The sequence below is a fragment of the Lewinella sp. IMCC34191 genome (assembly GCF_003390935.1).
Taxonomy (GTDB): domain Bacteria; phylum Bacteroidota; class Bacteroidia; order Chitinophagales; family Saprospiraceae; genus Neolewinella.
This window is the reverse complement of the sequence record NZ_QNQZ01000010.1, coordinates 24,441-42,528: the sequence shown is the minus strand read 5'-3', so window position 1 is coordinate 42,528 and position 18,088 is coordinate 24,441. Positions and strand designations below refer to the sequence as shown.

Annotated in this window: 19 protein-coding genes; 13 read left to right on the top strand and 6 right to left on the bottom strand. The window is 59.0% G+C overall.

Features of this window, described 5'->3' with window-relative positions; genetic code table 11:
• The first annotated feature begins 81 nt into the window (after nt 1–81).
• From DRW39_RS17735 to DRW39_RS17710, 6 genes are all read left to right on the top strand, one after another.
• Nucleotides 82–1,227 carry an aspartate aminotransferase family protein gene (locus DRW39_RS17735; protein ID WP_116108423.1) on the top strand — a complete coding sequence of 382 codons (1,146 nt, stop codon included), beginning with the start codon at nt 82–84 and terminating at the stop codon, nt 1,225–1,227.
• Between the two features lie 191 nt (nt 1,228–1,418).
• Nucleotides 1,419–2,363 carry an N-acetylornithine carbamoyltransferase gene (locus DRW39_RS17730; RefSeq protein WP_116108422.1) on the top strand — a complete coding sequence of 315 codons (945 nt, stop codon included), beginning with the start codon at nt 1,419–1,421 and terminating at the stop codon, nt 2,361–2,363.
• A 57-nt stretch (nt 2,364–2,420) separates the two neighbouring features.
• Nucleotides 2,421–3,839: a TonB-dependent receptor gene (locus tag DRW39_RS17725; protein WP_116108421.1), complete on the top strand. Its 1,419-nt coding sequence runs from the start codon at nt 2,421–2,423 to the stop codon at nt 3,837–3,839.
• A gap of 248 nt (nt 3,840–4,087) precedes the next feature.
• Nucleotides 4,088–4,504 (top strand): BrxA/BrxB family bacilliredoxin, encoded by a 417-nt coding sequence (locus tag DRW39_RS17720; RefSeq protein WP_116108420.1) that lies wholly within the window; start codon nt 4,088–4,090, stop codon nt 4,502–4,504.
• A gap of 87 nt (nt 4,505–4,591) precedes the next feature.
• Nucleotides 4,592–5,023, top strand: coding sequence for a DUF2141 domain-containing protein (locus tag DRW39_RS17715; RefSeq protein WP_157976197.1), 432 nt, complete (start codon nt 4,592–4,594; stop codon nt 5,021–5,023).
• A 15-nt stretch (nt 5,024–5,038) separates the two neighbouring features.
• Nucleotides 5,039–5,854 carry a sulfurtransferase gene (locus DRW39_RS17710; RefSeq protein WP_116108418.1) on the top strand — a complete coding sequence of 272 codons (816 nt, stop codon included), beginning with the start codon at nt 5,039–5,041 and terminating at the stop codon, nt 5,852–5,854.
• Here DRW39_RS17710 and DRW39_RS17705 read toward each other — a convergent pair.
• Together DRW39_RS17705 and DRW39_RS17700 are read right to left on the bottom strand one after the other, a co-directional pair.
• Nucleotides 5,843–6,754, bottom strand: coding sequence for an NDP-sugar synthase (locus DRW39_RS17705; protein WP_116108417.1), 912 nt, complete (start codon nt 6,752–6,754; stop codon nt 5,843–5,845). The genes DRW39_RS17710 and DRW39_RS17705 overlap by 12 nt on opposite strands.
• 33 nt (nt 6,755–6,787) lie before the next feature.
• Nucleotides 6,788–7,450 carry a hypothetical protein gene (locus DRW39_RS17700; RefSeq protein ID WP_157976196.1) on the bottom strand — a complete coding sequence of 221 codons (663 nt, stop codon included), beginning with the start codon at nt 7,448–7,450 and terminating at the stop codon, nt 6,788–6,790.
• Between the two features lie 231 nt (nt 7,451–7,681).
• On the opposite strand from DRW39_RS17700, the gene DRW39_RS17695 reads away from it, so the two are divergent.
• From DRW39_RS17695 to apaG, 6 genes are all read left to right on the top strand, one after another.
• Complete coding sequence (locus DRW39_RS17695; protein ID WP_116108415.1) at nt 7,682–8,311, top strand: SH3 domain-containing protein; 630 nt, start codon at nt 7,682–7,684, stop codon at nt 8,309–8,311.
• A 24-nt stretch (nt 8,312–8,335) separates the two neighbouring features.
• Nucleotides 8,336–9,247 carry an LpxD N-terminal domain-containing protein gene (locus DRW39_RS17690; protein ID WP_116108414.1) on the top strand — a complete coding sequence of 304 codons (912 nt, stop codon included), beginning with the start codon at nt 8,336–8,338 and terminating at the stop codon, nt 9,245–9,247.
• Nucleotides 9,248–9,311: 64 nt separating this feature from the next.
• Complete coding sequence (locus DRW39_RS17685; RefSeq protein WP_116108413.1) at nt 9,312–11,534, top strand: RelA/SpoT family protein; 2,223 nt, start codon at nt 9,312–9,314, stop codon at nt 11,532–11,534.
• 19 nt (nt 11,535–11,553) lie between these two features.
• Nucleotides 11,554–12,015, top strand: a complete 462-nt coding sequence (locus DRW39_RS17680) for a Fur family transcriptional regulator (protein ID WP_116108412.1) — start codon at nt 11,554–11,556, stop codon at nt 12,013–12,015.
• Between the two features lie 94 nt (nt 12,016–12,109).
• Nucleotides 12,110–12,487, top strand: coding sequence for a DUF3127 domain-containing protein (locus DRW39_RS17675; RefSeq protein WP_116108411.1), 378 nt, complete (start codon nt 12,110–12,112; stop codon nt 12,485–12,487).
• Nucleotides 12,488–12,595: 108 nt separating this feature from the next.
• Nucleotides 12,596–12,988, top strand: a complete 393-nt coding sequence (apaG, locus tag DRW39_RS17670; protein WP_116108410.1) for a Co2+/Mg2+ efflux protein ApaG — start codon at nt 12,596–12,598, stop codon at nt 12,986–12,988.
• Nucleotides 12,989–12,997: 9 nt separating this feature from the next.
• Here apaG and DRW39_RS17665 read toward each other — a convergent pair whose 3' ends face one another.
• On the bottom strand, nt 12,998–13,762 hold the full coding sequence (locus DRW39_RS17665) for a segregation and condensation protein A (protein WP_116108409.1): 765 nt from the start codon (nt 13,760–13,762) through the stop codon (nt 12,998–13,000).
• A 173-nt stretch (nt 13,763–13,935) separates the two neighbouring features.
• Nucleotides 13,936–14,451 carry a GAF domain-containing protein gene (locus DRW39_RS17660; protein WP_116108408.1) on the bottom strand — a complete coding sequence of 172 codons (516 nt, stop codon included), beginning with the start codon at nt 14,449–14,451 and terminating at the stop codon, nt 13,936–13,938.
• A 66-nt stretch (nt 14,452–14,517) separates the two neighbouring features.
• Here DRW39_RS17660 and DRW39_RS17655 point away from each other — a divergent pair, with 66 nt between their 5' ends.
• Nucleotides 14,518–15,531, top strand: a complete 1,014-nt coding sequence (locus DRW39_RS17655) for an SDR family oxidoreductase (RefSeq protein ID WP_116108407.1) — start codon at nt 14,518–14,520, stop codon at nt 15,529–15,531.
• Between the two features lie 174 nt (nt 15,532–15,705).
• Here DRW39_RS17655 and DRW39_RS17650 read toward each other — a convergent pair whose 3' ends face one another.
• Together DRW39_RS17650 and DRW39_RS17645 are read right to left on the bottom strand one after the other, a co-directional pair.
• Entirely contained in the window at nt 15,706–16,545 is an 840-nt protein-coding gene (locus DRW39_RS17650) for a DUF2911 domain-containing protein (RefSeq protein ID WP_116108406.1), read from the bottom strand.
• Between the two features lie 282 nt (nt 16,546–16,827).
• A complete protein-coding gene (locus DRW39_RS17645; RefSeq protein ID WP_116108405.1) occupies nt 16,828–18,027 on the bottom strand; it encodes an acetyl-CoA carboxylase biotin carboxylase subunit family protein in 1,200 nt (399 codons plus the stop codon).
• Between the last annotated feature and the right edge of the window lie 61 nt (nt 18,028–18,088).

The window sequence follows — 18,088 nt, the reverse complement described above, 5'->3', positions numbered from 1 at the left end:
CAGCGGTCTTCGGCAGACAAGCCGGGCGATGACGTCCGCCACCTTTACCCCTTATCTCCTTCACCCCTTATCCCCTTGAACATGCAACTCTTCGACGTCTACTCCCTATACCCCATCGAGCCGGTCCGCGGCGAAGGGGCGTACGTATTCACGGAAGACGGAACGAGGTACCTCGACTGCTACGGGGGGCACGCGGTGATCAGCATCGGCCACGCGCACCCGCACTACGTGAAGATGATTTCGGAGCAGGTAGCCAAGCTGGGTTTCTATAGCAACAGCGTGGAAAATCCCCTGCAGCAGGAACTGGCCGACAAGCTGGGCAAACTCTCCGGACTGGATGATTACCAGCTCTTCCTGGTGAGCAGCGGGGCGGAGGCCAACGAAAACGCCCTGAAGCTGGCGAGCTTCCGGACCGGACGCAACCGCGTGATCGCCTTCAAGGGCGGATTCCACGGGCGGACGTCCGCGGCCGTCAACGCAACGGATAACGAGGCGATCAAAGCCCCGATCAATAGAAATTACCCGGTCACCTTTCTGGAGATAAACGATTTGGGCGCCGTAGCGCAGGAATTGGAGAAGGGCGACGTGGCGGCCGTCATTATCGAGGGCATTCAGGGCATCGGGGGCATCCACGTACCCGACGCCGACTACCTGGAGGCGCTGCCCGATCTCTGCCACGACAATGGTGCGTTACTCATCCTCGACGAGGTACAGTCGGGCTACGGACGGAGCGGCAAGTTCTTCGCCTTCCAGCACAGCAAGGTTCGTCCCGACATCATCTCCATGGCCAAGGGCATGGGCAACGGCTTCCCGATCGGCGGCGTCCTGATCGCCCCGGAAATCGAGGCGAAATCCGGTATGCTGGGTACGACTTTCGGCGGCAGCCACCTGGCCTGCGCTGCGGGTATTGCCGTACTGGACGTGATCGAGGAGGAAGGCTTGCTTAACAATGCGGTAGAGCAGGGTAACTATCTGATGCAGGCGATGCGCGAAACCGGTGTGTTCAGCGAAGTGCGCGGCCATGGTCTGATGATCGGCCTGCAGTTGGAGGAACCGATCGGACCACTTCGGAAAAAATTACTCTTTGAGCATCGGGTATTCACCGGTTCCGCCAAGGACCCGAACACGATCCGTTTGCTTCCGCCCCTGAACTTTACGCGCGAGCAATGCGACCGGGTAGTGGAGGCCTTTACCGCAGTGCCCTCGCTGGGCGGTGTCGAACGCTGAGGCTTGTTTGATCTGCGGCATCCGTAGGATGCAATCTAGTAAAATCATGCTCTTCCATCCATCGCCGCCGGCGAGAAATAAGCGCTATCCGCTGAGCTACTGAAAGCGACCGTAGAGTTGAATACCACCGGCCCGCTACCGCTGTACATTTCTTTGCCGTACCGTATCATGTCCACCCATACACTCAAACTATGAAGAATTTTCTATCCGCGAAGGACGCCACCGACATCAATCAGCTAATCGAACGCGGCCGCTACTTCAAAACCCACGCCACCGAAGTGGGCTACATCGGGCAGCATAAAACCCTGATCAATCTCTTCTTCAATCCGAGCCTGCGCACCCGACTCAGTACGGAGAAAGCCGGTACCACCCTGGGTTTCCAGGTGATCACGATGGACATGGCCGGCGGCTGGAAACTAGAATTCGAGGATGGGGTAGTGATGAATCTCGACCGCGCCGAGCACGTCAAGGAAGCCGCCGGCGTACTCAGCCAGTATTGTGACATCCTGGCCGTCCGCTCCTTCCCCGGGCTGGAAGACCGCGACGCCGACTACGAGGATCGCATCATCAACGCCTTTAGAAAGTACGCGACCGTGCCGGTCGTAAGCCTGGAATCGGGCACCCGTCACCCGCTCCAGAGCCTGGCCGACTGCATCACCATCGCCGAGCACCGCAAAGTCGCGCGGCCGAAAGTCGTGCTCACCTGGGCTCCTCACCCTCGCCAGCTACCGCAGGCCGTACCGAATAGCTTCGCGGAGTGGATGACCGCCTGGGGAGAAGTGGACCTCGTGGTAGCGAACCCCGAGGGTTTTGACCTGGCCCCGGAATTTACCGATGGCGTGGAGGTGAGCCACGACCAATCCGAGGCCCTAAAGGGCGCCGACTTTGTCTACGCGAAAAACTGGTCGGCCTACGAACCCTACGGCGCCACTACCGACCGTACCGACTGGCTGGTCGACGACGCGAAGATGGCCCTGACCAACGACGCCTACTTCATGCACTGCCTGCCCGTACGGCGCAACGTGGTCGTCGCGGATAGCGTACTGGACAGCCCCCGCTCCCTGGTACTCCAACAGGCGAACAACCGTACCTGGTCGGCGGCGGCCGTACTGGAGGCACTGCTGCTAGCGAACTAAAGCGGTTGGCGGCCACGTTCGACTTTGTACCTTGTACTCTACAAATCGTCCTGACCCATGCCCCGCCAGCTACTTGAAACCGAACAGAAAGCCCTGGAGATCAACCTGAACCCTAAGATTTATGGCACCTTCGCCGAAATCGGCGCGGGGCAGGAGGTGGCCCGGCATTTCTTTCAGGTCGGCGCCGCGGCGGGAACCATCGCCAAGACGATGAGCGCCTACGATAAGGTGTACTCCGATCAGATTTACGGTACGGAACCCAGCGGGCGCTACGTCTGCGAAAGCCGTATCCATAAAATGATGGACCATGAGTATGACCTGATGGTGGACCGCCTCCGCCATGACCGGCCGGAAACCAACTTCTTCGTTTTTGCCGATACGGTAGCCGCGATCAACTATACCCGCACCATCCGGGGCAATGGCTGGCTCGGGCTACGCTTCGAGCTCAGCCCGAACGGCGGGGCAAACGACCTACTACTGCACGCCCGCATGCTGGACAACGATAACCAGCTGCAACAGCAAGCCATCGGTATTCTCGGGGTGAACATGATCTACGGGGTGTATCATCTCCACGACGATCCGGAGTCACTGGTGGAAAGCCTGCTGGATGGACTCAAGGGCCGGATTGCCATCGACATGATCGTGCTGAGCGGTCCGGACTTCCAGGTGGACAATCGGCTGCTCAGTCTCTGGCTGGTGAAGCACGCCCTGACGGACATCACCATGTTCGACCCCCGCGGCCGCAGTATCCACCCCAGCGAATTTCTTTACCGCAAGGCGGTGATGGTCGTCCGCGGCAGCTTCCGCCCCACGACCTTGGTCAACGCCGATATGCTGGAGGCGGGCTACCGGCAATTCCGCGCCGAGGAGAATATCGATCCGAGTAATAGCTTCCTGCTTACGGAGCTGACCCTGGACAACCTCCAGCACAGCGCGGAGATGAACGAGCGGGACTTCCTGCACCGCGCTACGCTCCTAAACGCCATGGGGCAGACCGTTATCATCAGTAACTACCACCGCTACGGCGACCTCATCGAGTACCTATCGCTGTACAAGGTTTCCCAGTTGGGTATCGTGGTAGGCGTAAACGACCTGCTTACCCTGATCAGCGACAAGTACTACGCCAACCAGGACGGCCGGCTGCTGGCGGCCTTCGGGGAGATCTTTACCCGGAACGTCAAATTGTACGTTTACCCCGCCCAGCAGGAGGGAAGCGCCGATCTGATGACGGCCGAGAACGTTCCCATTCCGGAGGGCGTCAAGTTTCTGTACCGCCACCTGATCGATAGCGGGCAGATCGTCGACATCAGCCACTTCAAGGGAGATAATCTGCATATCTATTCGCGCGACGTCCTGGAGATGATCCGCGCCGGGCAGGATGGCTGGGAAAAGATGGTCCCGGACCGGGTGGCCAAGTTGGTCAAGGAAGATTGCTTGTTCGGCTACCCAAGCGAAAAACTGGAGTTCGAATACTAGTCGACCGTCCAGCATTAGGCGTCCGCCCAGCGAAGCTGGTCTGCCGACGGGTCTTAGTGAATAAGCATACCCCATTAAGACCTATCCCAGAACGGACCGACGAGCAGGAGAATCCATTTGATGGCGAACACTAATTCTATGTACTTGACGGTCCAACCCCCGGGCAACGGGTAAGATCAGGTACAACCAAAGCAGGACGCAAAGTGTAGATACAGCAGCCCCCATCATCAACAATTAAAGAAGAGATTATGTACCCAGTCGAGCTAACGACGCCCATGTCTAAAGACCTGACCAACTTCGGATTCGAGTCGCTGACCACGCCCGAAGAAGTCGATACCGCCCTGAGCCAGGAAGAAGGCACCGCCCTGCTGGTGGTCAATTCCGTTTGCGGATGCGCGGCCGCCAACGCCCGCCCCGGCGCGAAAATGGCCGTGCAGAACGAAGCCAAGCCCGACCGCATGTATACGGTATTCGCCGGTGTCGACCGGGACGCAACGGCCCAGGCACGTGAGCACCTGCTGCCTTATCCCCCGAGCAGCCCCAGCATCGGTTTATTCAAGGACGGCAAGCTGGTTCACTTCCTCGAACGGCACCACATTGAAGGTCGTCCCGCCGAAGTGATCGCCCAAAACCTGAAGATGGCCTTCGATCGCTACTGCAGCTAAATCAACAATAAGATAGCCTTAACGCCCCGGAAAACACTTTTCCGGGGCGTTTTTTGTTATTGGCAGTATCACCTAGACATCACTATCTTGACTTTCCTGTTATCTCTATTTACGCTTCTCTTCCCTTTCGTCTCGGCTCCCGCGCCCCAGGTGCTCAACTTGCGTGTGCTGGCCCCCACGGCCGGTGGCCAGGTCTACGTAGCGGCCTACGATACGCCCGAAGGTTTCGAGGATGAGGATAACATCGCCCATGCCATTCATCCGCTGCCCGATGAATCCGTGCGGGCCGAAATAAGCCTCGAAGTTCCCGCAAAGGGGGAATATGTGCTGGCCGCATTTCAGGATCTGAACGGAAACGGTGAGCTGGATAAGAATTTTTTCGGTGTCCCCACCGAGCCCTATGGCTTCGCCAGGGTCCCTCCGAGTAAATGGCGGACGCCACACTTCGGTGAAATCGCGACGGTGGTTAACGCGGGCGATGAATTCCACATCGAACTACGCCATTGGGCCGACTACTGATCGTACCTTGGGGTTATGAATACCCCCATTCTATCCGTCGAGGAGCTCGATGACCTCCTCACGGAAAAACCGCTGATCCTCGATTGCCGTTTCGATCTTTTCGATACCGAAAAGGGGCACCGCCAGTACCTGGAAGGGCACATCCCCGGAGCTTTCTACCTGCATTTGGATCTCGACCTGTCCAGCGCGAAAGTGGACGGGAAAACGGGCCGCCATCCCTTACCCCTGCGGGAGACATTCGCCAGACGGATGGCCGACCTGGGGCTCACCCCGCACCGGCCGGTGGTCGCCTACGACGACAAGGGAGGCGGAATTGCCGCGCGGGCGTGGTGGCTGCTGCGGTACATCGGACACGAGCGGGTTTCCGTTCTCGACGGGGGCTACCCGGAATGGCTCGCCGCGGGTCTGCCTACCGAAACCGGAGAAGCAGTGACCGAGCCCGCCGACGCGTATCCGGTGGTCGAAAGCGAACTGATGATCCACGAGCTGCCGGCTATCCAGAAGATTCGGGAGGATGAACGGTACCGGCTGATCGACTCCCGGACGCCGGAACGCTACCGGGGGGAGTCCGAACCCATCGATCCGATCGCCGGGCATATCGCCGGGGCCATCAATCTGCCGTGGCCGGATAATTTGCGGCAGGGCAAGTTCAAATCACGGGAAGAACTGCGTGAACGCTTCGCCGGCCTAAAGAAAGAGCCGCAGCAGAATGTCTTCTACTGCGGCTCCGGCGTGACGGCTTGTCACAATATTCTGGCGTATAACTACGCCTTCGGGGAGTTTCCGGCACTGTATCCCGGAAGCTGGAGTGAATACCTCCTAACTGAATAGGGGGGTAGGGTAGGTATTCTCGGCCACCAGCATGGAGAAGGCCTCCTGTACTTTCGGCTTGTCTTCCTGGTAGGTGACGCCGTACCATTTGTCTTCACTGACCAGCACCTTAACGGTAGCGCTGCCGTCCTTGATCATACCGTCCACCAGTTCGGGGATGAGGTATTCGGCGCGTGGATTATCAACGTTGTCCTTGGCAAACTCCGCGAAGCCTTTCTCCAGGCGATCGAAGACCGATGGGTGGAAACCCCAGAAGTTCATGGATACGACGGCATCGTCGGCTAGTTCATAACGGTGTCCGTCTTCGCCCAGGTAGGTGACCTTGCTGTCGGTACCCCGCTGGATCTTGAGGCGTTCGTTGACGTCGCGCAGCAGGTAATCCTCGGCTACGACGGTCACGCCGCGGTTGACCGTTCCGTGATCGGACAGCGTCCGGTGCAGCACGTAACCGACCATGGAGAAGGTCTCGGGATCGGCCTCGGCAACCAGGAAGGACGCCATCTTCTGGAAGGCTTCCACGCCGTAGTAGTCATCGGCGTTAATGACCGCGAAAGGTTCGTCAACGACATCCTTGGCGACCAGCATAGCGTGGGAAGTACCCCAGGGCTTTTCCCGCTTTTCGGGGTCGATGCCTGCGGGTACGAAACTGTCCATGCCCTGGAAGGCATAGGCGACTTCGATGTCGTCCTTGAATTTTCCGTTGAATTTCTCGCGGAAGGGTGCTTCGATGTCCTTGCGGATAACGAATACGACCTTGCCGAAACCGGCGCGGATCGCGTCGTAGATGGAGTACTCGATAATGCCCTCTTCGCTGGGGCCGACGCCGTCGATTTGCTTGAGTCCGCCGTAGCGGCTGCCCATTCCGGCGGCCAGAATGACTAAGGTGGGTTTGGTTGCCATGTATTAGTGTGAATTTTTCCTGTATAGCGGCTACTAAGGCCGTTTGTTTAAGCGCGCGGCCCGAAATTGCCTGGCCTCGCTCCAGGAAAGGTAATAAGCGTAACCGTAGGTCCCAAACAGCGCCAGTAGTCCGGCACCGAAGACATCCAGGCTGATCCACGTGGCAAGCGTGGAATAGGCCGGATAGAAAGACTTGACGACCAGCAGATTGACGGTCACGACCACGGCCGTCAGCAACATGCAAAAGATGCAGGCGGCGCGTCCGAACTGCAGGATGTCGGTCTTACGACGGAAGAGCGTAGTCCGCATAAAACGGAAGTACACCTCTTTTCCCGGGCGCATGGCGATCAGCTCGCGCAGCACGTGCTCGGCCGTGGCGTAGTCCTGGATACGAAAGGCACTGGCGGCTTTCCGGAAGAGCTGGTATTCGAAGATCTCCTCCTCCCGTCCCGGCACGTGGCGTATGTCGTGACGTATGCTGGCGTGGATCACGAGGTCGACCATCATTTGGTGCTCGCGGTAGGCCCCCGTTTCGAAGAGAGCATCCACGTAACAGACCGTCAGTTCGAAGTTCTCCAAAACGTCCAGCCGGCCGATCTCCGCCTCCTGCTCCTCGTACATCCGTATGATGCGGTGGTAGTCCGTCGGGTCAACGGCGCGAAGCTCACGGTAAAGTTGGGAGTAGTGACGGGGCATGTACGGGTTGCGGGTTGCGGGGGTGGGGGGGCCGTCCACATTAGTGTTCAATAGCGAAACCCCGGTTGGGTCGGGAGGGTTTTCAATTTTCCCCACCAAAATTGGGTGACTCCGGACACATCAGCGGCTTTGGGCAGGCCATGCCTCCCTTCAGCCGTAACACACGTACCTTGCACTCCATTTAGCGATGTACTACCGCACCCCGCACCAACTCGCAACCAGTAAATCAACATGGCCACGCCTAAGCGTACTTCCACCCAGTGGTTTCCTTTCGTGATCGTTTCCCTCGTGACGCTGCTCTTCATGGTTTGGGCTATGCGCCAGTGTAACGCCAACGACGGCGACTACGCCATGATCGAGGAGCAGGAAACCCGCGAGGACTACCTCGAGCGCCGTGACAGCATCCTGCGCGACTCCATCCGTAAGCTGCGTGAGGCCCAACCCCGGGTATCGGCCGCCGAGTCCCTCCTTTCCGATGCCGAACAGGAACGCCTCGCGCGGGAGGCCGCCCTACTTCGGGCGCGTACCCAACCCCTCCCCGGCGATAGCGTGGCCTACCTGCCGGGGCAAGTCAACCGGGCCGTCGTCGTCCAAAAGGAGACCACGCTCTACAGCACCATCGACGGGCTCAACGTCCGCGTCCAACCCAAGCTCGGGGCCCCCATCATCGGTCGGCTCGGCCTTTACGAACCCGTGACCTACATGAACGAGGTGACGGACTCCCTTTTCACCATCAACCTGGGCGACGTCACCCCCACCGAACCCTGGGTCAAGATCCGCCTCGAAAGCGGCAAACAGGGCTGGGTATACGGCGCCGGCGTCAGCTTCTACAAATACAAACTGGAAGGCGTCATAAACTGACACCCGACACCCGACAACCAACAAATGAAACTCCAAACCCCCACCACCGCCGCTAGCCTGGCCGACCAATTCGGAGCGGAATTGTTGGGCGACGGAGCGCAGGTAATAAGCGGTCTCAACGAAATTCATCACGTAGAATCCGGAGATCTTTGCTTCGTCGATCATCCCCGGTACTACGCGGCCACCCTGGCGTCGGCGGCCTCGGTTATTCTCATCGACCAACCCCATCCCTGCCCGCCGGGAAAGACTCTACTGGTCCATCCCCAACCCTTCGCGGTGTACAACGGATTGGTTTGGGGACAGCGCCCCCGCGATGAGGGAGAAGACGGGGATGCCCCCCGGGTCGGAACGGGCACCTATGTCGCTCCCGGTGCGCACCTGGGCAGCGGCGTCGTTATAGGCGAGCACTGCCACATCGGTCCGAATGCGGTAATCGGCGACGGATGCACGATGGGCGACCGCGTCGTGGTCAGTGGCGGGACGGTCGTCGGCGGCGAAGCCTTCTACTTTAAACGAAGCGGCGATGGCCTGATTCCCTGGCGCAGCGGGGGCAGCGTTCACCTGGAGGACGACGTTTTCCTGGGCCCGTGCTGTACGATTTCACGGGGTGTTTCCTCCACGACGGTGATTGGTGCAGGTAGTAAGCTGGACGCTCAGGTGCAGATCGGCCACGATTGCAAGGTCGGCCGCCACGTGCAGATGGCTGCCCAGGTGGGGGTGGCGGGCAACTGTACCATCGGCGATTGGTCGATCCTACAGGGGCAGGCCGGTATCGCCCAGAACGTGAGTCTCGGGGAGCGCACCGTGATCATGGCCCAGAGTGGCGTCGGTCGCGATCTGGAGGGTGGCAAGAGCTGGTTCGGATCCCCCGTGCAGGAAGCGCGGAAGGCTTTCCGGGACCTGGTTCAGCTGCGGAAATTAGGCGACAAAGCCTGAATGTGACGTGACGGGACGGGCTTCCGCTCGTCCGATTTCTACGTATACTTGTTAGTAATTAAGTATGGCTGAAGTACTGGACATTACGGTAGAAGAGCAGAAGGCGATCGATCATGCCTACGAGGATATGATCGCCAGTCTGCGCACGTCTTATTCCCAGGAGGACCGGGACCAGATGAACCGGGCATTCCGGCTGGCTAACTACAGCCATCGCCACCAGCGCCGGAAATCAAAGGAGCCCTATATTTTCCATCCCATCGCCGTGGCGAAGATTTGCGCGGAAGAGATCGGCCTCGGCCCCACGGCCATCTGCGCCGCTCTCCTGCACGACGTGGTGGAAGACACGCCGGTCACCATCGAGGAACTACAGGACCAGTTCGGTGACCGCATCGCCCAGATGGTGGGTGGCCTGACCAAACTCGACAGCGCCTACCAGAGCGAAAGCAAACAGGCGGAGAACTTCAAGAAGGTACTGAGTACCCTCATCGTAGACGTGCGGATCGTGTTGATCAAGATGGCCGACCGCCTGCACAATATGCGGACGATCAAGAGCATGCCGGAGCACAAGCAGCTCAAGATCGCCGCCGAAACCAGCTACATCTACGCCCCCCTGGCCCACCGCCTCGGCCTGTACAATTTCCGGTCCGAATTCCTCGACCTGTGTATGAAGGTGCTGGAACGGGATGAGTACAACGCCGTGGCCCGCAAGCTCCAGGAAACGAAGGCCGCCCGGGAGAAGTACATCGAAAGCTTCATCTCTCCGCTGCGCTCCAAATTGGATTCCCTGGGTTATAACTACCGCATCTTCGGGCGGCCGAAGTCGATCTACAGCATCGCCAATAAGATCAAGAAGAAGCAGGTCCCCTTCGAGCAGATCTACGACCTCTTCGCCGTACGCGTGATCCTCGACGTGCCCCGCGAGAAGGAAAAGCTGGCCGCCTGGGCCATCTACAGCACCATCACGGATACCTATCAGGCCGTGCCCTCCCGCCTGAAGGACTGGATCACCATCCCGAAGTCGAACGGTTACGAAAGCCTGCATACCACGGTGGTCGGACCCGGTGCCCGTTTCGTAGAAGTCCAGATCCGCAGCGAGCGCATGAACGAGATCGCCGAGCGGGGCTTTGCCGCCCACTGGAAGTACAAGGGCGTCAGTAACCAGCGCGACGTCTACGAACAATGGTTTGAGAGTGTCCGCGATATCCTCGAAAATCCGAACAGCGATACGGTGCAGTTCCTGGGTGACTTCCGGGCGAACAGCTTCTTCAACGAGGAGGTGTACGTCTACACCCCGGACGGCGATATGAAAGCCCTGCCGAAGGGCTCGACGGCCCTGGACTTTGCATTCAGCGTGCATAGTATGGTCGGCTATCACTGCCAGAGCATCCTGTGCGACGAGCGGATCGTGCCGATGTCGTACGTCCTGCGCAACGGCGACCGCCTCAAGGTTAATACCAACCCCCAGCAGAAGCCCAATCCGAACTGGCTGGATATGGTTAAAACCGGAAAGGCCAAGGCGAAGATCCGGCAGTCGCTGAAGGAGGAAAAGCGCCAGCAGGGCGAGTTGGCCAAGGAGGCGCTCCATCGCAAACTGAAGAAGCTGCACGTAGAGGACGAAAAGGCCGCGGTCGAGACCTTAGCCAGGCATTGGACGGAAGGGAGCCACGTCGATCTTTTCTATGACCTCGGACGGGAGGCGCTCAGTATCGCCCAGATCCTGAAGCCCTTCGAAGTGGACCACGGGAAGCTGGCCATCGCTCTACCTGCGCCCGCCGCCCAAGAAAAAGAGCCCGACAGCAAAAACCGCCGGAACGGCGCCAACCGCCTCAAGGGGACCACCAAGCTACTGATCAACGGGGAACCCGGAGATCAGCTGGAATACACCATGGCGAGCTGCTGTAATCCCGTGCAGGGCGACCAGGTCTTTGCCTACCTGACCTCCAATGCCGGCCTCAAAATCCACCGGGTCATCTGCCCCAACGCGGAAAACCTGATGGCGAACTACGATTACCGCATCATGAAGGCGGAGTGGGTGAGTACCACCGATCACAGCTTCGTAGCCGAACTGGAGCTTACCGGCCTGGATAGCGGCAAGGGGGTCATCGAGACCATCAGCCACGAGATCACCCAAATGGACCTGGATATCCGCAGCTTCAACATCGCCGCCGAGAGCGGCCACTTCACCGCCAAGATCAGCCTGCTGGTGCGCAACACCGACCAATTGCGACTGGCCTCCAGGGCTTTGCAAAACTTAGACAACGTCTCAACCGTTTCCCGGGTAGAATAAAGATTCTTTTCCACCACGCATGCAATCCAATCCAACCACCGACATTCAACAGGTCAAGGACATCTTTTCCGAGCATCTGCGCGAGCGTAAGGCTCGCCGGACCCCGGAGCGGTTTGCCATACTGGAAGAGATCTACAATCGCGACGACCACTTCGACGCCGAGTCGCTCTACATCCACATGAAGACCAACAACTACCGGGTCAGTCGGGCTACGGTCTACAATACGCTGGAACTCCTCGTCAGCTGCGACCTGGTCAAGAAGCACCAGTTCGGTAAGAACCTGGCGCAGTACGAGAAAAGCTACGGCTATAAGCAGCACGATCACCTGATCTGCAACACCTGCGGCCGGGTCACGGAATTCTGCGACCCCCGGGTGCAGCAGATCAAGAATATGATGGGCGATATCCTCAACTTTAAGGTCACGGGCCACAGCCTGAACCTGTACGGGGAGTGTGCCGGGGCCTGCGAGCGCACCCAGTAAGTCCGTTTTCCATTTTCCTCACCTTAATTAAGCCGGTTTTCCGAACCGGGAGCCTTCAATAATTGCTAGATTAGCAACGATTAAAATTCAACTTATGTCATTCGAAATTACCGGAACGCTCGAAAAGAAATACGAAACCGAAACCAAGGGCGAGAGCTTCCGCGTCCGTGATTTTGTCATCAAAGCCAACGACGGCGGGCAGTACGATAACTTCGTCAAGTTCCAATGCACCCAGGACCGCACGGCCATCATCGACCAGTACAACGAAGGTGACGAAATCAAGGTCCACTTCGACCTCCGCGGTCGCCAGTGGCAGGACAAGTACTTCACGAACCTCAACGCCTGGCGCGTGGAAGCCGTCAGCGGCGGCAGTGACGCCGCCCCGGCCGCCAGCAACAGCGACGCCCCCGGAGATTTCCCCTCCGCGCAGGACGCCCCCGTTGTCGAGGCGGACGACGATCTGCCTTTCTAGGTAAGCGAGCTATGCCGGCCTCGGCCTTCCCCCGGAATACCGGGGCCGGCATAAGCCCCACCACCATAAGCATTACGAACTAACGATGGCCCAGCCATCCCCCCCACTATGACCAGCCAAACGACCCAACGCATCACCGTAAGCGCCGAGAGTTTCTACCAGGAACAGTACTCGCAGCCCGAAGACGACCAGTACGTCCACGCTTACCGCATCCGGATCTCCAACAACAGCGCGCTCCCGATTCGGCTCCTCAGCCGTTCGTGGGAAGTCATCGAGGGCACCGGCGAGCGGCGCCTGATCGAAGGCGAAGGCGTGGTCGGTCAGCAACCCATCATCGCGCCCGGCGAATCGTACGAATACAACAGCTGGGTACAGTTTAAAACCCCCATCGGTGCCATGCAGGGCAGCTACGTAATGTACCGCGAGCACGAAGGCACCGAAAATTACTTCCAGGTGGACGTACCCAGGTTCCTCCATCTTTCCCCGGCCGTATTGAACTAGTATCGCCGACTATTCCTCCTCCTCCGCGTTACCCGCTTCCAGATAAAAGTCGTTTACCCCGGCGGCATCCACCAATCGGACCTGGTGCGTATTCAGCAACTCCAGCAGCCCTAAAAAGGTAATGATCGCGTGCAACCGGCTTTCACACACGCCGAAAATCTCCTCGAAGCCCGGCCGTCCCTTCCCGAACTGGATACCACCCACTAAGCCGAGGATCCGGTCCTGCTGCTCTTCGATCGTATGGGTAAACTGGGCCACCTCGTGGATCACCGGCCGTTTGTTGGCCTCCTCCAGCCGCAGCATCATCCGCTCGTAAGCACGCAGCAACTTGAAGAGCGTAACGCTTTCCAACTCCACGTCGACCAGCGCTTTTGTCGCCAGGTGATCGAGCTCCTCGGCAATGTTGCCCCGGTAGCTCCGCAGTCCCCGCTTCGTTTCCAGGTCCCGCAGTTCCTTCAGCACGCTTTTGTAGCGCTTGTATTCCAGCAGCCGTTGGACCAGTTCCTCCCGGGGGTCGATCTCGTTGCCCTCCTCGTCCACGGGCTTGCGCGGTATCAGCATTTTCGCCTTGATCCGGCAAAGGGTAGACGCTACGAGTACGAACTCACTGGCCAGGTCGATGTCCATCCGCTCCGCCTGCCGCATGTAGGCGAGAAAATCATTAGTGACCTGCGAAATGGGTATATCGTAGATATCCAGTTCGTCCCGTTCGATAAAGAACAGCAGGAGGTCGAAGGGACCCTCGAACTGGGGGAGCCGGATGGTGTAGCTCATGGGGATTTACGATAGCCGATTTACGAAGTACGATTGGGCGGGGATGCTCGCTTCGCTCGTTTGACCGGCAAAGGTACATTGCACTGGTGGTCTGCCCGGCGCAGCTGGTCCGCCCACGGGTCCGTTATACCAGGCTCCCTGGGCAGACGAGCTCCGCTCGGCGGACCAGGGAGCTAGCCGAACACGGTAAGTATCCGCTCCAGCCACCGCTGATCCACTTCGTCGAAGCTGTTTTCCACGCTGCTGTCTACGTCGAATACGCCGAGCAAGCTACCGTCGGTGCGGCGGACCGGGAGCACGATCTCCGAGCGACTGTTGGGGTCGCAGGCGATGTGTTCCTTTCCCTGCTCGAGGGCGTGGGTATCGGCTACGATCTTGGTCTGCCCGCTGCCGGCGACCGTACCGCAGACGCCCCGTCCGAAGTCGATATAAAGGCATCCGAGGGTACCCTGATAGGGTCCGACTACCAGCCGGCCATCGCGCACGAGGTAGAATCCGACCCAGTAGTAGTAGGGGAGGAAGGTCTTCAGCAGGCAGTTGATGGTAACCATCTTCATCACCTCATCCGTTTCGGTTCCGATGGTGGCGGTGATGGCGTTGTAAGCCTGATCATAGGCGGTGTCCTTGTCTTCCGGCGAGAGATTCACCGAGGGGCGGACGAAGTAGGGCATTTCGGAGCTGGCGGACATAGATATCCGAACATTGTAACCCGGCGACCCGGTTGTATTAAGTGTAAAACAACAACTATAAAGATTATGTCAACCTCCCAATTTGAACGGCCACGGACCATTGTTATCACCGGTGCCTCGGCGGGTATCGGACGAGCCATCGCCCGCGAATTCGCCAAGGAACACGCCCGCATCGGCCTGATTGCTCGCAATAAGGAGGGACTGGAAGCCGCCCGCCGCGAGGTGGAAGCCCTCGGCGGTGAAGCCTTAGTGCTTTCCCTCGATGTTTCCGATTTTCAGGCACTCGACGAAGCGGCTAGCAAGGTTGAGGAAACCTTCGGCCCCATTGATGTCTGGGTCAACAATGCGATGAACAGCGTACTCGGTCTCTTTAAGGATATCGATATGGACGAGTTCAAGCGGGTCACCGATGTCACCTATCTCGGCACGGTCTACGGCACCAAATGCGCCCTCAAGCGGATGCAGCCCCGCAACCGCGGTAGTATCGTCTTCGTCGGTTCGGCTCTGGCCTACCGGGGAATCCCCCTCCAGACCGCTTACTGCGGCGCCAAGCACGCCATCGAAGGCTTCTACGACAGCATCCGTGCCGAACTCAAATACGAGAACAGCAACGTCATGACTACCATGGTACAGTTGCCGGGCATCAACACGACCCAGTTCAGCCTCGTCCGCAACAAGCTGAACAAGCAGCCCCGTCCGATGGGAACGATCTATCAACCCGAGGTAGCCGCCCGCGCCGTCGTTACCGCTTCCGATACCAACGACCGCGAATACTACGTCGGCCTGCCCGCCTTTCAGACCATCCTGGGGAGCAAGCTCTTCCCCGGCCTGATGGATCTGTTCCTCGGCAAAACCGCCGTCTCCGGCCAGCAAACCGAGGAAAGCGCTACCCATGATAAGGACTACCTCTTCGATACCGTCTCCGGCGATCACGGCAGCCACGGTTCCTTCGACGATAAAGCCAAGAAGAGTGGCATCGTGATGCGCGGATCGACCGTACGGGCCTTGGCTTCCGCCGTTGTTTTCGGTACCGTGATCGCGGCCACGAGCCTCATCACTAGTTCTATCAACCGGCGGTAGGGTAGCGATGACGGACACTCAAAGGTGGCTTCGCCGACACTTTGAGGTCCTCGCTAATCCTCCTGCTTAAGGGCAGGACCTCGAAGCGTGCTTGCACCTTCGAGCGTCCAAACAAAAAAAGGGCGCACCGAATTTTCGGTGCGCCCTTTCTGCGTCTGCTGTATCGGGTCCGGATTACATATCCCACTCCTCGATCGAAGCCTCGTTCATACGGACGTAGTCCATGTTACCGGCCTCCTGGGCCAGCTCCATCGACTTCCGGGCGGTTTCCACGGCCTCCTCATCACGACCGAGGTCGTGCAGGATCAGGGCTTCGCGCCGCAGCATCCAGTAGGCGGGGTTCTCGGCCTGGGTGGTGGCCTTCTGGACGTACTCCAGCGCCTTCTCGTTCTCTCCGATCTCGTTCAGGAAGGTAGCGGCCTGGAAGTAATCGTTGGTGCTGGGTCCGGCCATGACGCGGTCGATGGTGGCCATGACACTTTCCTTCGCGTTCGACTGGATCGGCAGGGCGACCATCGTCTCTCCCCACTTCATAATCAGTTCGGCACCGTCGAGGCTGTAGTTGGCGATGTCGATGGTGAAGGTTTCGGCTTCATCCTCGGCCTCCTGTACTTCGGCGGTTACGGTAACGGCGGGCTCGCGCTCCACGTAGGCGGTCCACTGGCCACCGGCGTAGTCAAAGAACATCACTTCCCACTCGTCCTCGGTGGGGCGGGACAGGATGGCGTAAGCACCAGCGGGTACTTCCTTACCGGCTACCATAACGGCGTCGCCGAAAATAATCTTTGTAGCCTGATTGGCACCGGTACGCCAGATCTCGCCGTAGGGTACGAGTCCGTCTTCGTCAAACAGTTCGCGGCCCTTCTTCCCGGGGCGGCTGTATTCGATGGTCACGTCCGTCAGCCCGACGGAAGTCTCCACTTTGGAAGTGGGCGAAGGCGGTGGCGACTGGATCTGAGCCGTCAGGCCGGCCGTCAAAAACGCAAGGCAAAGGGTGAGAATATGTACGCGCATCGGTTGTTAGTTGGTTTAGCCGGCAAAGATAGCCTTTTGGGGGCGGCGGGGCGCAGGTAAGGTGCCTTTCGGTTTGACGTTTGGATATCAGTACCTGTGACTTGGTTAGGTGCTGTCTTGGGAAGTGGTGAATGGTGGAATTACTGAATTAGTGGATGGCTGCCGCACGTGGGCAACTTGCCGATGATGAGAGTGACAAGTCGGACCGGAGGTCCTCCACCCGAACCCGTGACCACCCTGAGAGCTGTAACCCTGTGCCAAGTTGCCCGCCTACCGTTCTAACTAATGAGGGCTCTTACTGGCCGGCGGCGCCGAAGCGTGAAAATCCCGCCCGACCCGTTCCGCATAATCGTCCAGTAATTCAAGGATGCGTTGCTGGGAGTCGGACGCGACGATCAGGCCGATGTGCTGTTTTTTATTCATGCGCCAGACGATCTCCGGGTCGGTGAAGGAAGAGGTGTCGGGGTGCTCGTAGCGGGAGAGGCTGACGATGATGCCGGCCTGGTCGTAGCGTCGGGGCGGGACCTGGTAGGAGCGTTCCTGCGCCATGGCGGTTTCGATCTTGGCCCATTCCTCCCAGAGGCTGACGCCGGTGGCGGCTTCGACCATTTCGGCCAGGTGGGCTCCGCCGACGCGGCTGGCGGTTTCGAGGAAGACGAACCGGCCGTCCTCGGTTTTGATGAATTCGGTGTGGGAGGCACTGAACTGCATGCGGAAAGCGTGCATGACGTCTTCGGTCAGGCGGCGCAGGATGACGGCGTCCTCGTCGTGGTAGGGTACACTGACGGAGCGAAAGATGCCCCCGCCGTGGGCTACTTCGAAGGGGGTGCTCAAGTAGCGGGATACCTGGCAGAAGGCAATTTCTCCGTCTACGGAAAGGGCGTCGACGTGGTAGACATCGCCCGGGCGGAATTGCTCGACGAGGAAGTCCTTACGTCGCTCGCCTAGGCTATTGACGTGGTCCCATAACTCCTGGGCGGAATGGACCTTCTTGATGCCGGTCGCGCTGGCCTCGCCGCGGGGTTTGACCAGGCAGGGGTAATCTACCGCGTTGGCGAATTCGGTGAGTTCTACATCATTGAACAGGTCGGAGAAGCGCGGTACGGGTACGCCGTGGTCCCGGGCGCGAACGCGCATGGCCAGCTTGTCGCGGAAGTGGCGGGCCGTGGTTTGCCCCATCCCCGAAATGCGGAACTCCTCGCGGAGGAAGGCGGCCTTTTCGACGTCGAAGTCATCGAGGGCCACGATCCGGTCGATCTTACGGCTGCGAGCCATCCAGGCAAAACCCTTGGCGATATTGGCCAGGCTGTTGGCGTCGTTATTCTCGTTCTCCAGGTAAAAGAACTCGTCTACCGCCTCCCGTGGCCACGCCTCGTGCTCGAGTTTCTTGACCGTAAGCAGGTAGACGGTGTTACCGGCCGCCTTGGCGGCGCGAAGGAAGGCCATTCCTTTATAGTAGCAGGAAATGCAGAGGATGGTCATAGGCGGACAATTTAGAGCAGTACCCTGGAAAGGTAGGCATCCATCCGCAAACCACTCCGTC